The following is a 13,760-nucleotide window of genomic DNA, read 5'->3' on the forward strand; positions in this document are numbered from 1 at the left end:
AAGGAGACCCAGCCATGACCAAACACCCCGGCCCCGTCGAGAACCTTCAGCAGACCGCAACTGAGGTGACGCTCGGCGATGACCTCCTTCGCGGCGCGGACGAGATCGCCAGGTTCATGTTCGGCGATGCGAAGCACCGTCGCAAAGTCTACTACCTGACCGGCGAGGCCCCGAGGGGCATGCCGCACTTCAAGATGGGTTCGGTGATCTGCGCCCGCAAAAGCACGCTGCTGAACTGGATCGCGCAGCAGGAGCGTTTCACCCCGGGCGAGTGACGGCAGCCGAAAATGTCCTGAGGTCCGCGATCCGGTCGCGGGCTCCACTTCCATCAGATGCATAGCGAACCCCCGCCCCATGACACTTCAGGACAATCCGCTCGACTTCAACGACATGCCGCCCACGCGCAAAGGTCGTACGTCCCGGCGCATGTCCGTGACCCGGGTGGCGGAACTGCTGAACGACCGGATCGCCGATCTCGCCGTGGAACTGCTCGGCACCCCGAACCGCGCCCTGTCCAGCGCGCAGCAGTTGCGCTTCGGGACCAAGGGCAGCATCGCGGTGGAAATCGCAGGCAAAGACGCCGGGCGCTGGTATGACCACGAGGCCGGAACGGGCGGCGCTGGGCCGGAACTGATCCGTCATCACTTCGGGATGGACGAAAAGGCTGCATGGGACTGGGCGCGCCACTGGCTGGGCGATGCGGAAATGCCTGCCTCCTGGACCGCCGCCAAACCTGCCGCGACCAAACCCGCCAAGGCCCCGGCATCTGGCCCGGCCCTCACCGTGGAACTGTCGGAAGCCGAACTCGCAGCCAAGGTCGCTGAGATCGTGCGCCAGACCGAGGTTCCGAATGGCACACCGGCCCATGCCTACCTGGCCGGGCGCGGAATCGCCATTCAGCCCCCTGACTGCATCCGCTATCGCCGGAACGCATATGGCAGCTACGGTGCGATGGTCGCGCTGGCGACCGATGCAGCGGGCGATGTGCTGGCGATCCAGCAGGTCTATCTGACAGCCGAGGGCAAGAAGGCTCCGGTCAATCCCGTCAAGCGCACCAACAAGGCGGTCGAAGGCTGGGGCGAACGGTCCGCCGTGCGCCTGCCGGGCCGCGAACCGCTGGTGCTTTGCGAGGGTGTCGAAACCGCGCTGTCGGTCTGGCAGGCCACCGGTCAGGAGGTCTGGGCCTGCCTCGGCATCTCGAACATCGGCCGCGCGCCCGTCCCCGACAAGGCCACGGTCATCATCGCCCGCGATGGCGACGCGCCCGGCAGCAAGGCCGAGGGCATGATCACCCGCGCCGCCACCGCCCTCGCCCTGCGCGGGCTGACGGTCATGATCGCCACGCCGCCCGAGGATCAGGACTTCAACGACGTGCTGCTGCGCGAGGGCGAGGAGGCCATTCGCAACCGGATCGCCGGTGCCGACCCGTTCCGCCCGGACCTGGCCGAGCAGGGCCGCAAGCGCCTTTACATCGGGTCTGACGTGGAAATCGCGAAACGCGTGCGCGAGGATCTGACCGAACGCCATGGCCGCATCGTCCATGCCGAGGGCGAGTTCTGGCGCTATGTCGGCACCCATTGGGAGGCGATCCCGGCCCACGAATTGCGCCTGCCCGTCCATGCCTATGACGGCGCGAGCTTCGAGACGCCCGCGGGCGAGCCCTCGAACGTCAAGCTGACCCAGACCCGCGTCAATTCCGTCCTGAACGAATGTGCAGCCCTCTGCGCCGAGCCCGGCTTTTTCGATGCCCCGCCCGCTGGCATCAACTGCGCCTCGGGCTTCCTGCGCTTCGATGCGACCGGCACGCCGCATCTGGAACCGCATCACCGCATTCACCGCTGCCGCCACACCCTGCCCGGCCGCTGGGCCCCCAACACCTCCGGCATCCCACCCGAAGGCTCGATGCTGCGCCGCCTGCTGACCGGCAGCTTCAAGGGCGACCCGGAGGCTCAGGCCAAATGCGACCTGCTGGCCGAGGTCTGCGGATCGGCCGCGCTGGGCTACGCCACGCGCCTGGTGCAACCCCGCGCCGTCGTGCTGCATGGCAAGACCGCCGAGAATGGCAAGAGCCAGATCCTCGATCTCGCGCGCGGCCTCCTGCCCGCCAGTGCCATCTGCTGCGTCCCTGCCGCCAAGATGGGCGACGAGCGGCATGTCACCGGCCTCGTCGGGAAACTCCTGAACGCCTCCGACGAGTTGTCGCCCGAGGCCATCGCCTCCAACATCTTCAAGTCCGTCGTCACCGGCGAGCCGATCGAGGGGCGCGATGTCTACAAGAGCCGGGTCGAGTTCCGCTCGGTGGCGCAGAACCTGTTCGCTGCGAACCAGCTGCCCAGCTTCAAGGGCGGCGTGGACCGGGGCGTGCAGCGCCGTTTGCTGCTGATCCCGTTCACCCGCACCATCCCCTTTGAGGAACGCATCGAGGATATCGGCAAGCGCATCGCCTCTGAGGAAGCCGATCTGCTGCTGGCATGGGCGGTCGAGGGTGCTGCGCGGCTGATCCGTCAGCGCAACTTCGCGATCCCGGAAAGCTGCCGCGAGGCGCTGATCGAATGGGTGCTGGGCGAAGACCCGGTGCTTGCCTGGATCGACGCCTGCGTGAAGGTCGTGCCCATCGTGAACGGCGGCCCGATGCTCGCCACCCGCGATGCGCACCTCCGCTTCCAGAACTGGGCGCAGGCCGAGGGGTTCAAGCCCGAGAAGATCCCCGCGATCAACGGCTTCGTCCAGCGCGTCCAGGCCCAGGTGGCCGGGATCCAGCACAAGCGCACCAGTGTAGGCCGGTTCTTCCTCGGCATCACAGTGACGCAAGGGTGACGCAAGAATGACGGGCTTTTCGCGCCAACCCATTGAAAGTGTTGAGATGACGCACTTGGCTCAAACCTTTTCATATAAGGGGGAAACCCACACAACCCTGAATACACACAATCCCCCATATATAGAATGTTTCCCGCGCAGGTGCGTCATCTCAACACTTTCAACGGCTTACGTTCCGAAACCCGTCATTCCTGCGTCATTCTTGCGTCATCCGCCGCGCCGCTCGGGCCGGTCTGAGGGGCATCAATCGGCAAGGATCGGGAAAGCGTTGGTTCCTCCCGGGCCAATCCGTATGCGGGGGAGCGCAGCGCATTGGCCCGCCAGCGTCAGGGGGCGGAAATGACTAAACTCGACAGCGCCGAGACCAAGACCGCCTTCGCCGCCCGGGTCGGCCTGACCAAGGGGCGCATCTCGCAGTTGGTGGCCGAGGGTCTGCCGGTGCGCCCGGACGGGCAGATCGACGTGGCGGTGGGCCTCGCCTGGATCGAGGACAACCTCGATCCCGCCCGACGCAACAAGGGAGGGGCCACCGCCGCCCCTGCCCGTGTTTCAACCACGCTGGCCGAGGCCAAGCGTCTGCATGAGATCGTAAAGGTGCAGCGCGCCAAGCTGGCCTTCGAGAAGGAGCAGGGGCTGCTGGTGGAAACTGCCGCTGCCACACGCACCGTCTTCGCCCGCGCGCGTGCCGAACGCGACGCGCACATGGCTTGGGTGCAGCGCACCGCCCCGCTGCTGGCGGCCGAGGTGGGCGCCGATCCGCGTGCCACCTTCGCGGCGCTGGACCGGATGATGCGTGAGCACCTCGAACATCTGGCCGATCTGCCCTTGGGGAGCTTCGGCGATGGTGCCTGACATCGACCTCGCCTGGCGGCGCGGTATCCGGCCCGAACCGCCGATCCCGGTATCGGACTGGGCCGACCGCCACCGCATCCTGCCGCCCACCTCGGCCGAGCCCGGCCGCTGGCGCACAGATCGCACGCCCTATCTGCGCGCGGTGATGGATGCCCTGTCCACCTCCAGCCCGTATGAACGTGTTGTGCTGATGAAGGGGGCGCAGACCGGTGGCTCTGAGGCTGGGCTGAACTGGCTCGGCTACATCATCCAGAACGCCCCCGGCATCGCCATGCTGGTCATGCCCTCGCTCGACATGGTGCGCCGCAACACCACCGTTCGGATCGACCCGCTGATCGAGGCCACGCCTGCCCTGCGCGATCTGGTCTCCGCGCCCCGGTCCCGCGATGCCGGGAACAGCCTGTTCCGTAAATCCTTCCCCGGCGGCCAGCTGGTGATGACGGGGGCGAACAGTGCGGTGGGGCTGCGATCCACCCCAGTGCGCTACCTGTTCCTGGACGAAGTGGACGGCTACCCCGGCGATGCGGATGGCGAGGGCGATCCGGTCGATCTGGCCATCCAGCGCACCACCACCTTCCGGGGGCGGCGCAAGATCTACATGGTGTCCACGCCCACCCTGAAGGGCCATTCCCGCATCGAGGCGGCGTTCCTAGACAGCGACCGCCGCTATTTCCACGTCCCCTGCCTGCATTGCGGCGACATGGCCCCGATCACCTGGGCTCGCATCCGCTGGCCCGAGGGGCAGCGCGACGCCGCCTATCTGGTCTGCGATGCCTGCGGCGGCGTGCATCACGAGCACGACAAGCCCCGCCTGCTGGCCGCTGGCGAATGGCGGCCGACCGCGCCGGGCGATGGCCGCACCGCGGGGTTCCACCTGTCATCGCTCTATTCCCCTTGGGAGACTTGGGCCGAAATCGCGCAGGAGCATGCGCGCGTCGCCAAGGATCCCGCGCGCCTGCAGGTCTGGGTCAACACCAAGCTGGGCGAGTCCTGGGAGGACCAGGCGGGCGACACCGTTCCCGCCGACCCGCTGATGGCGCGGCGCGAGGACTGGGGCAGCGACCTTGCCCCCGGCGTGGCCGTGCTGACGGCGGGCGTCGATGTGCAGGGCGACCGGATCGAGGTGCAGATCGTCGGCTGGGGCCGCGACGAGGAGGCGTGGGTCATCGACTACCGCGTGCTCTGGGGCGACCCTTCCGGCCCGCGTCTCTGGTCCGATCTGGACGGCGTCCTAAACGGCACCTGGGGCGATCTGCCAGTGCGCGCCGTGGCGGTGGATACCGGCGGTCACCATACCAAGATGGCCTACGAATTCTGCCGCACCCGCCTCGCCCGCCGCGTCTGGGCGATCAAGGGCCGCGGCGGTCCCGGCATCCCGGTCTGGCCCCGCCGCCCGACCCGCACCAACAAGGGCAAGATCCCGCTGTTCATCGTCGGCGTCGATGCCGTGAAGGACGCCGTCTATGCCCGCCTGAAACTGACCGAACCCGGCCCCGGTGCCATCCACTTCCCCCGCCGCCTCGACGCCGACTACTTCCGCCAGCTGACCGCCGAGCGCGTTGTCACCCGCTTCGAGCGGGGCCGACCCATCCGCTCCTGGCAGCCCAAGCGCGACGGCGAGCGCAACGAGGCCCTCGACACCTTCGTCTACGCCCACGCCGCACTGCACGGGCTGATCAGCATGGGGATGCGGCTGAACGAGGAGGCGGAGGGGAGGAATGGGTCGATGAGCCGGGCTGTCACATCGCCGCCCAAGGTGATACGCTCCGCTTGGTTGTCGTGAAAGTCCTGCATCAGAAATCGCATGAATGGCGGCAGGCAGCAGAACCCTCAATGATCTACCCACTTGCAACACCGCCGAACTTACCCCTAGCTGGACACGGCACGCGAACCATGAAGGCCAGTCGATGAATCAATTGTCTCTCTTTCCACTGGCCGACCGATCATCCTCCCCCGAAGATTTCGTGGAGGAAATCTCGAACTTCGCTGATTTTGGCAAAGAGACATCGATTGAGGAGGTCGACGGCATTCGCTATTTCGTGAATGAATTTTGGACTGCTGGCCAGCGTCAGGCGCATTCTATTCACGAAGTATCTTATCGCGCATGCTTCAAAGCCCAACTTCCAGAGTTTTTCATTTCGCGGCTAACCAATCCTGGTGACGTAGTGTTCGACCCATTCATGGGGCGAGGAACAACTCCAGTTCAGGCGGCCCTGATGGGCCGTCAGGCCTTCGGCAATGATATCAATCCGCTATCGACTCTGCTTACCCGGCCCCGTTTGCGCCCGATTTCGCTGCAATCGGTCGCGTCAGCATTGAAAACGGTGGACTGGTCGCGAGGCGCTATCCAACGCGAAGACTTACTCGCATTTTACCACCCCGCCACGCTGAGGAATCTTGAAGCATTGCGCCTCTGGTTGGCGGAACGCGCGCCCCTCGGCGCTGAACAGGTTGACCCGGTTGCTGACTGGATTCGGATGGTGGCAATCAATCGCCTATCTGGACACTCGCCCGGCTTCTTCTCTGGTCGCTCGATGCCGCCGAACCAAGCCGTGTCGGTCAAGGCGCAATTGAAGATCAATGAGAAGTTAGGGGTGTCACCGCCGGAGCGCGACGTTGCAGCAGTGATTATGAAGAAGTCGAAGACTCTGCTCAAAGACGGTTGCGCCCCAAGCCAAGTGCGGTCCAGCCTTCACATTGGCGCAGCGTGGGACGTAGCCGGGATCCCGGATGCAACCGTTGATCTTACCGTGACCTCGCCGCCTTTCCTCGACATCGTCCACTACGCCGCCGACAACTGGTTGCGGTGTTGGTTCGCCGGCATAGACCCCGAAATGGTTGCCATCGACATGCACCGGACCGAGGATGCTTGGACGGCGATGGTTCAACGTGTCTTGGCAGAACAAGCCCGCATCCTGCGCCCCGGTGGCTACGTTGCCTTCGAGGTTGGAGAGGTTCGCAATGGAAAGGTCCTGCTTGAGCGCCTTGTTTGGAAAGCGGCGGAAGAGTTGCCGTTCAGGCGGATAGGCGTCATGGTAAATGACCAGGAGTTCACCAAGACAGCGAACTGCTGGGGTGTATCCAACGGAGCGCAGGGAACAAACACCAACCGCATCGTCCTTCTGCAGCGGCTCTAGACTCTCAGGCTGCCCTCTAGTTTACTGCTCCGGTGAACTGGGAGGCGGACCTTGCGTTATATTGACGTGCCGATTACGGCAGAGATGCTTGAATATGCTCGCGCGGCAGAAGAGGACGTTCGTGTCCACAGAACGCGGGCGTCAAAGATCGACAGCCTCACGGGTCTGATAGGCGAGCTGGCATTCGCGCAGTGGTTCCTCGGTGATTGGAAAGCACATGACGTTCGCGACACCAAGGGACGACCTGACTTTCTTGAAGTAATTGAAGTCAAGACAAGCGCATACCCTTGGTCGGATCGCCTGAACCTCTTGGTTCGGGAAGACTACGCAGAGAAACGGCGGCCCGAATATTACGTCCAAGTCATTGTCGACGCGCCAAACCGAGATGCGCAGGACATCCAGCCCGGCTGGAACTGCCGTATATCGGGCTGGGCGACACCTGATGAGGTTGATAAGGCGCCGCTCAGGGATTTCGGGGCAAAAGGTGGTGGTCGTGGCGGCTATCGCTGCCGCTACATTGCCATCAAGGACTTGAGGGCCATGGAAGCATTTCCATCGCTCAAGACCTTTCAGTCCGCCGGTCAGGAAGGTTGATGATGGACAAACGATTTCAACTCCGTTGGGACGAGGAAGAACTCGCCCGTGCTTTCAAGGTGACGACGGCGGATGTCCGCGAGTATCTGACGGATGGACGCCGAGTATCGTTCATCATCGAAAGACGGCTAAAGTGGGAGAACCCCGGCTGGAAGCTCGCGCCCTCTGAAGGCGCCGGATACGACTTGCTCGATCCGGATGGCAACATGTGGGAAGTCAGGTCGATCACCAGGCAAGGGGTTTACTTCAACCCGAGCAACCAGGTCGGCTCCGGACGAGTCTTCAATGAGGACGGCTTCACGGCGAAGTTGTCTGGAATCAAGGGCTTCATCCTTTCCGACATCGTCGAGTTTCCGGTAGTCGACGTCTTCGTGGTGCCAGTTGAAAACGTATTCCGTTGGCATCGTGAGCGTCGCCTTGGCGCAAATGCGAAAGTCTCTCGCGCCAAGTTTCTCGATGAACTGCAGAAGGACATTCGCTTCTAGCTGCACGAGGGGCCGGGTCACCGCGGATCGTTCCCGGCCCTTCCCAACCGCTCTGATACCCCGACGATGCCGTGCATGAGACACTCCGCACCATGCGGACGCTCCTCCATCGCCTTTTCGGCTTCACGCGCATGCGCGGCTTTGACGCTGCGGGTGGTGGTCGGCGTTGGGAGGGCGCGCGGACGGTCGATGGGCTGAACACGGCGATCCTCGCAGGCGCGACCACGGCGGCGCGGCGCGCCGGGTGGTATGCGCGGAACAACCCATGGGTCGCGGCCGCGGTGGACAGCCTGGTGGGCAATGTCGTCGGCGCGGGGATCAAGCCGCAATCCACCCATCCCGACCGGGCGGTACGCGAGCGGCTGCAGATGCTGTGGCTGCGCTGGACCGATCATGCCGATCCGGGTGGGCTGGCGGATTTCTATGGGCTGCAGGCCATGGCCGTGCGTGCGATGGTCGAGGGCGGCGAAAGTTTTGCGCGGCTGCGTGTCGTGCCGGATGCTCCTGCCGTTCCCTTGCAGATCGACCTGCTGGACCGGGACCAGGTGCCGCTGGACCTGCATCGCGACATTGGCGGTGGCGCACGCATCCGGGCTGGCATCGAGTTCAACACAACTGGCCAGCGCACCGCCTATTGGGTGATGCGCGACCGGCCGGGCGATCCGCTGACCTCCCTGCGGCTGGAACCGCTGCGCCTGCCCGCCACCGATTGTCTGCATCTCTTCAAGCCGCTCGCCGCTGGCCAGTTGCGTGGCATCACCTGGCTCGCCCCGGTCCTGCTGCGGCTGCACGAGTTGGATCAGTTCGAGGACGCGGCGCTGGTCAAGGCTAAGGTGGCGGCGCTATTCACCGGCTTCATCACCGATCCCGACGGTACGGCGGGCGGCCTGACGGGCAGCAATACCAACGGCGCGCTGACCGTCGGCATGGAACCCGGGAGCCTGATCCCCCTGCCACCCGGCACTGATATCCGGTTCTCCAACCCGACCGAGCATGATGCCTATGCGCCCTTCGTGAAGAACCACCTGCGCGCCGTCGCGGCAGGTATGGGCCTGCCCTATGAACTGGTCTCGGGCGATCTGGAGGGCGTCACCTATTCCTCGATCCGCGCCGGGCTGATCGAATTCCGCCGCCGGGTCGAGCAGCTGCAGCACAACGTGGTCGTGCATCTGTTCTGTCGCCCGGTCTGGGAACGCTTCGTGCGGCTGGCGGTGCTGTCGGGTGATCTGCCCGCACGGGACTTCGACCGCGATCCTGCCGCCTATCTAGGCTGCGAATGGCTCCCGCCCAAGTTCGACTACGTCGATCCCAAGAAGGACGTCGAGGCAGAGATCCTCGCCATCAACAACGGTCTCAAGAGCAGGACGCAGGCGATTTCCGAACGGGGCTACGACGCCGAACAGGTCGATGCCGAGATTGCCGCCGACAAGGCGCGGTCGGATGCGCTGGGCATGAACTTCGGCGCTCCGCCTGTCCAGAAGGAGGACATCCCCGATGACTGACACCGTCACCCTGCTGACCCGCCGCGCCGACCTGGCCCCTTCCAGCGCCGACCGCGACGCCCGCACCGTCGAGGTGATCTGGTCCACCGGCGCGCCCGTTCGCCGCCGCGACATGGCTGGCCCCTATGTCGAACGCCTCAGCCTTGCGCCGGATGCGGTGGACCTGTCGCGTCTGCAAGGGGCCAGCGTGCTGGACGCCCACCGGCAATCCGCTGTCCGAGATGTGCTTGGCAGCGTGCAATCCGCCTCCGTCGATGGCCAGCGTGGCACCGCGCTGATCCGCTTTTCCTCGCGGCCCGAGGTCGAACCGCTCTGGCAGGACGTTCTGTCCGGGATCCTGCGCCATGTCTCGGTCGGCTATTCGGTCGAGGAATGGGCCGAGACGATCGAGAACGGCGCGCGCGTGCTGACCGCCGTTCGCTGGACACCCCACGAGATTTCCGTGGTGCCGACGCCCGCCGACCCCGGCGCCCACATCCGCATGGAGACCCACATGACCGACACCACCACCACCCCTGCCCCGCCCGAGGCGCAGACCCGCGCCGCGATCAACACCGAGATCCGCTCCATCGCCCGCATCGCCGGGCTGGACCAGTCCTGGATCGACGGCCAGATCGACGCCGCCGCCGATGGCGACACCGCCCGTCGTGCTGCCTTCGAGGCGCTGGCGACCCGCAGCGCGCCCACGATCCGCACCGAACAGGTTCGCGTCGAGATGGGCGACAGCCAGGACGACCCGAGCCTCCGCGCCCGTCAGATGGGCGAGGCTCTCTATGCCCGGATCAACCCGCGCCACGACCTCAGTGAACCGGCCCGCCGCTATGCCTATGCCACGCCCGTGGACATGGCGAAGGAACTGCTGACGCTCCGCGGCGAGTCCACGATGGCGCTGTCGCCCGCCAGCCTGGTGACCCGCGCTCTGCACACCACGTCTGATTTCCCGATCATCCTCGGCAACACCGTGGGCCGCGTGCTGCGCGATGCCTACCAGGCCGCGCCCTCGGGCATCCGCCGTCTTGGCCGCCAAACCTCGGCGCGCGATTTCCGGGCGGTGAACAAGATCATGCTGGGTGAGGCCCCGCTGCTGGAGAAGTTGAACGAGGCGGGCGAGATCAAGGCCGGGACCATGGCAGAGGCGCGCGAGGCCTACAAGATCGAGACCTGGGCCAAGAAGATCGGCATCACCCGCCAGGTGCTGGTGAACGACGACCTCGGCGCCTTCGCAGACCTCGCGCGACGCATGGGCCAGGGCGCGGCCGAGACGGAGGCGCGGATCCTCGTCACCCTCTTGGAGGCGAACAGCGGCAACGGCCCGACGCTTTCGGACAACAAGGCGCTGTTCCATGTCGATCACGGCAACCGCGCGACGACGGGTGCTGTGATCTCCGACACCACGCTTTCGGCCGCCCGCCTCGCGCTGCGGACCCAGAAGGGCATCGAGGGCCGCGTGATCCGCGTGACGCCGAAGAACCTGCTGGTGCCGCCCGCGCTGGAGACGGTGGCGGAGAAGTGGCTCGCGACCATCGCACCCGCCACCGCCGCCGATGTGAACCCGTTCTCTGGCGCCATGTCGCTGGTGGTGGAACCGCGCCTGACCAGCGCCACCCGCTGGTATGTGACCGCAGACCCCGGCGAGATCGACGGCCTCGAGTTCGCCTATCTCTCGGGCAACGAGGGGCCCCAGGTGGAAAGCCGCTCGGGCTGGGACGTGGACGGCGTGGAAATCCGGGTGATCCTCGATTTCGGCGCAGGCTTCATCGACCACCGCGGCTGGTTCCAGAACCCCGGGGCGTGACGTGGCCGACCTCGCCCAACTCACCGCCTGGCGCGACGCCCTGATGGCCGCCCGCTATCAGGGCATCCGCACCGTCGAATACGACAGCAAGCGGGTGACCTATGCCAGCGACGCCGAGATGGCCGCCGCGCTGGGCGACCTCAACCGGCAGATCACCGGCACTACGGCGCGCGTTGCCGTAGTCCGCATCCAATCCTCGAAAGGGCTTTGACCATGAAGAACCACATTCATAAAGGCGACATCATCACCGTGCCCGCTCCCGCAGGCGGCATCGCCTCTGGCGAGGGGGCGATCATCGGCAACATCTTCGGCATCGCCGCATACTCGGCCGCCGTGGGCGAACCGGTCGAACTGGCCACCACCGGCGTCTATCAGCTGCCGAAAGCCACCGCTGCGGTTCTGACGGTCGGCGCCCGCGTGGCCTGGGACAACACGGCCAAGAACATCAACGTGCCGGGCGCTGGGCGCTTCCCCGTAGGCGTGGCGACAGAGGCGGCCGGGAATGGCATCACCAGCGTCGCTGTGCGCCTCGATGGCGTGGCAACGGTGGCGGCATGATGGAGCAGGACATTCGTGCGATGCTGGATGGCCTCGGGCTTCTGGTCCAGGACAGCAAGGACGCGGGCAAACTTCAGGCCATGCGCAACTACGCGGCCATCACGGCCCTGTGCGCCGACCTCCGGAGGTCGGCCGAGGAGTATAATGGCACGCAGAACATCACCATGGTCATCAGCGAGTTGGAGAACCACATGGCGGCCGTCGCCGGGCTGTTCCCGACGTGGGACTTGCCGAAGGACCAACACCTCGTAGGCGCACATTCCGCCATCAGCAAGCTGGCCATGGGGACGTGCTTTGGCCAGTCAGTCTAGACTGCGGGATGTTCAGGCGGCGTGCTCGCCTTCGCGGAAGGCCATGTCGGTGATTTCGCGGAGGCGGGCTCGGTAATGTTCTAGCGTGCCGACACTGCCCCAGTTCACCTCTTCGGGGCTGTAGCCGAAGTGGTCGGCGCTGTGGGCCACCAGCCGGGCGAGCATGGCATCGATCTCGGTCTTGGCGGCGATGAAGGCGTCCAGTGCGGCGTCGTTGGTCTTGGGCATGGCGGTCCCCGAGTTGGTTTCGCGGACATGACGGCTCTGACCAAGTCAAAAGGCAAGGCAGATCAGCGGGTTCAGCCAGCGGGCGTGAAGACGATCCCGCGATCCGGGAAGGCGTCGCGCAGATTGGTCATCGCCTCAAGCCAGTCGTCCCCGCCCCACTGGCTGGAGAAGGCATAGGTGCGACCGCCGACACGCAGCAGTTCATCGTCCCCGCAGAACCAACGGATCGGGTCGAAGCGTTTGCCAAGCTCGGCGCGGGATTCGGTCGCGAGGCGCACGAAGTCGTCGTGGCCGACCTCGCCCTCGACCGATCGGAGGGCGCGGTTGGCACGCGGGCCGCAGTGCTTGGCCACGGTCTCAGGGGCGATGCCGCTCTCGACGAGGTAGCGGAAGGTCCGCAGGATTGCCCAACGTTTCGACTCGCGCGGGAACTCCTGCTGGCCAAGCCGCAGGTCATACTTCGTGTGATCGGCACCGCTGGTCCGCGCCTCGCGTTCCATGCGAACCTTCTCCCGCACCCGCACCTGGTATTCGGCAGCCTCGGGCGGCGGGATGATCTGCTGGACATCGACCAGCACCCGGCCCGACAGGTTGTAGGGCTGCAGGCGCACGCAGCGGATGTCGAGGTCGCGCTGGTTCAGCCACAGGACGGCTGTCGTTAGCTCCAGCGAGAACTCGGCCGAGGCGAGCACGATCTTCACCTCCTGCGCGAACTGGTCGTGGTCAGGCTCGTCCCACCCGAGGAAGGCCAGAAGCTCGCCGCGCGCATCCGCGTCCTCACGGCCGATCTGGCGCATGTAGCGGTCGAATGCGGACACTGCCTGTTCGAAGGTCATGGTCGAGACCATCGCCGCATAGCGAATGGCCTGCAGTTCCATGTGGCCGCCGTCTTCGGTGCGCTTCAGTTCGATGACGACAAGGTTCGCATCGCGGTCGATCCCGAGCAGATCGATGCGGCGGCGGGAATCGTCCCATTCGCCGTATTCCTCGGCGATCACCAATGTGTCGGGCGCGATGACGGCAATGTTCTCGCGCAGCAGCCGTTGCAGGTCGCGGCGCTCATGCAGCTGTATGGCCGTGAAGGTGGTCTTGGTCAGGGGCTGGATACGATCCGGCGCAAATTCGTAAATCGGCATGAAAGGCATAACCTGGATGACATCCCCGTCACTGTCGCAGACAGAATGGCAGGCTGGCAACCAGGATCACGGAAGGAACGTCCCGCGAACATCAGATCACTTCCATGTCGCATGGGTGTTGCACGGAGGAATCGGGGGCGTTCGTAAGGGTTTGGAATCTTTGGGGAATGTGCTGTTCTGCGTTGCAATGCAAAAAGCGCCCCGTGGGGCGCCCTGCTTCGGCGTAAGCCTTTGATACTTTGGTAGAAAGTTTGGTTGCGGGAGCAGGATTTGAACCTGCGACCTTCAGGTTATGAGCCTGACGAGCTACCGGGCTGCTCTACCCCGCGTCCGTTTGAGCTTTTC

14 protein-coding genes and 1 tRNA gene are annotated in these 13,760 nt (G+C 65.2%); 12 read left to right on the plus strand and 3 right to left on the minus strand.

Features of this window, described 5'->3' with window-relative positions; all coding sequences use genetic code 11:
* Positions 1–14 precede the first annotated feature (14 nt).
* The 12 genes from ACFSCT_RS16920 to ACFSCT_RS16975 all read left to right on the plus strand — a co-directional run bounded on the left by ACFSCT_RS16920 (position 15) and on the right by ACFSCT_RS16975 (position 12,051).
* Entirely contained in the window at positions 15–275 is a 261-nt protein-coding gene (locus ACFSCT_RS16920) for a hypothetical protein (protein ID WP_379144758.1), read from the plus strand.
* A 79-nt stretch (positions 276–354) separates the two neighbouring features.
* On the plus strand, positions 355–2,817 hold the full coding sequence (locus ACFSCT_RS16925) for a DUF7146 domain-containing protein (protein ID WP_379144759.1): 2,463 nt from the start codon (positions 355–357) through the stop codon (positions 2,815–2,817).
* Between the two features lie 339 nt (positions 2,818–3,156).
* Positions 3,157–3,669, plus strand: coding sequence for a hypothetical protein (locus ACFSCT_RS16930; RefSeq protein WP_379144761.1), 513 nt, complete (start codon positions 3,157–3,159; stop codon positions 3,667–3,669).
* Positions 3,611–5,452 carry a phage terminase large subunit family protein gene (locus ACFSCT_RS16935; RefSeq protein WP_379144763.1) on the plus strand — a complete coding sequence of 614 codons (1,842 nt, stop codon included), beginning with the start codon at positions 3,611–3,613 and terminating at the stop codon, positions 5,450–5,452. The genes ACFSCT_RS16930 and ACFSCT_RS16935 overlap by 59 nt, the downstream gene beginning before the upstream one ends.
* Before the next feature lie 124 nt (positions 5,453–5,576).
* Positions 5,577–6,806, plus strand: a complete 1,230-nt coding sequence (locus ACFSCT_RS16940; protein WP_379144765.1) for a DNA methyltransferase — start codon at positions 5,577–5,579, stop codon at positions 6,804–6,806.
* A gap of 51 nt (positions 6,807–6,857) precedes the next feature.
* On the plus strand, positions 6,858–7,400 hold the full coding sequence (locus tag ACFSCT_RS16945) for a hypothetical protein (protein WP_379144768.1): 543 nt from the start codon (positions 6,858–6,860) through the stop codon (positions 7,398–7,400).
* Positions 7,400–7,885, plus strand: coding sequence for a hypothetical protein (locus tag ACFSCT_RS16950; protein ID WP_305964453.1), 486 nt, complete (start codon positions 7,400–7,402; stop codon positions 7,883–7,885). The genes ACFSCT_RS16945 and ACFSCT_RS16950 overlap by 1 nt, the downstream gene beginning before the upstream one ends.
* Positions 7,886–7,977: 92 nt before the next feature.
* On the plus strand, positions 7,978–9,387 hold the full coding sequence (locus ACFSCT_RS16955; protein WP_379144770.1) for a phage portal protein: 1,410 nt from the start codon (positions 7,978–7,980) through the stop codon (positions 9,385–9,387).
* The gene (locus ACFSCT_RS16960; protein ID WP_379144772.1) at positions 9,380–11,182 is read left to right on the plus strand and encodes a prohead protease/major capsid protein fusion protein; all 1,803 of its coding nucleotides are present in this window, start codon (positions 9,380–9,382) and stop codon (positions 11,180–11,182) included. The genes ACFSCT_RS16955 and ACFSCT_RS16960 overlap by 8 nt, the downstream gene beginning before the upstream one ends.
* 1 nt (position 11,183) lies before the next feature.
* A complete protein-coding gene (locus ACFSCT_RS16965) occupies positions 11,184–11,393 on the plus strand; it encodes a phage head-tail joining protein (protein WP_379144774.1) in 210 nt (69 codons plus the stop codon).
* Positions 11,394–11,395: 2 nt separating this feature from the next.
* Complete coding sequence (locus ACFSCT_RS16970; protein ID WP_379144777.1) at positions 11,396–11,740, plus strand: DUF2190 family protein; 345 nt, start codon at positions 11,396–11,398, stop codon at positions 11,738–11,740.
* Positions 11,737–12,051: a hypothetical protein gene (locus ACFSCT_RS16975; protein ID WP_379144780.1), complete on the plus strand. Its 315-nt coding sequence runs from the start codon at positions 11,737–11,739 to the stop codon at positions 12,049–12,051. The genes ACFSCT_RS16970 and ACFSCT_RS16975 overlap by 4 nt, the downstream gene beginning before the upstream one ends.
* 12 nt (positions 12,052–12,063) lie before the next feature.
* Here ACFSCT_RS16975 and ACFSCT_RS16980 read toward each other — a convergent pair whose 3' ends face one another.
* From ACFSCT_RS16980 to ACFSCT_RS16990, 3 genes are all read right to left on the minus strand, one after another.
* Positions 12,064–12,279, minus strand: coding sequence for a hypothetical protein (locus ACFSCT_RS16980; RefSeq protein ID WP_379144782.1), 216 nt, complete (start codon positions 12,277–12,279; stop codon positions 12,064–12,066).
* Between the two features lie 71 nt (positions 12,280–12,350).
* Positions 12,351–13,415 (minus strand): hypothetical protein, encoded by a 1,065-nt coding sequence (locus tag ACFSCT_RS16985; protein ID WP_379144783.1) that lies wholly within the window; start codon positions 13,413–13,415, stop codon positions 12,351–12,353.
* 252 nt (positions 13,416–13,667) lie between these two features.
* Positions 13,668–13,744: transfer RNA gene (locus ACFSCT_RS16990), tRNA-Met, on the minus strand.
* Between the last annotated feature and the right edge of the window lie 16 nt (positions 13,745–13,760).

This window comes from Paracoccus pacificus (assembly GCF_042680785.1).
GTDB classification, from domain to species: Bacteria; Pseudomonadota; Alphaproteobacteria; order Rhodobacterales; family Rhodobacteraceae; genus Paracoccus; species Paracoccus pacificus.

Excerpts from the sequence above, each read along its gene's own strand:
- ACFSCT_RS16920 (WP_379144758.1), top strand. The coding sequence starts at position 15 with ATGACCAAACACCCCGGCCCCGTCGAGAACCTTCAGCAGACCGCAACT.
- ACFSCT_RS16925 (WP_379144759.1), top strand. The coding sequence starts at position 355 with ATGACACTTCAGGACAATCCGCTCGACTTCAACGACATGCCGCCCACG.
- ACFSCT_RS16930 (WP_379144761.1), top strand. The coding sequence starts at position 3,157 with ATGACTAAACTCGACAGCGCCGAGACCAAGACCGCCTTCGCCGCCCGG.
- ACFSCT_RS16940 (WP_379144765.1), top strand. The coding sequence starts at position 5,577 with ATGAATCAATTGTCTCTCTTTCCACTGGCCGACCGATCATCCTCCCCC.
- ACFSCT_RS16950 (WP_305964453.1), top strand. The coding sequence starts at position 7,400 with ATGATGGACAAACGATTTCAACTCCGTTGGGACGAGGAAGAACTCGCC.
- ACFSCT_RS16955 (WP_379144770.1), top strand. The coding sequence starts at position 7,978 with ATGCGGACGCTCCTCCATCGCCTTTTCGGCTTCACGCGCATGCGCGGC.
- ACFSCT_RS16960 (WP_379144772.1), top strand. The coding sequence starts at position 9,380 with ATGACTGACACCGTCACCCTGCTGACCCGCCGCGCCGACCTGGCCCCT.
- ACFSCT_RS16970 (WP_379144777.1), top strand. The coding sequence starts at position 11,396 with ATGAAGAACCACATTCATAAAGGCGACATCATCACCGTGCCCGCTCCC.
- ACFSCT_RS16975 (WP_379144780.1), top strand. The coding sequence starts at position 11,737 with ATGATGGAGCAGGACATTCGTGCGATGCTGGATGGCCTCGGGCTTCTG.
- ACFSCT_RS16980 (WP_379144782.1), bottom strand. The coding sequence starts at position 12,279 with ATGCCCAAGACCAACGACGCCGCACTGGACGCCTTCATCGCCGCCAAG.
- ACFSCT_RS16985 (WP_379144783.1), bottom strand. The coding sequence starts at position 13,415 with ATGCCGATTTACGAATTTGCGCCGGATCGTATCCAGCCCCTGACCAAG.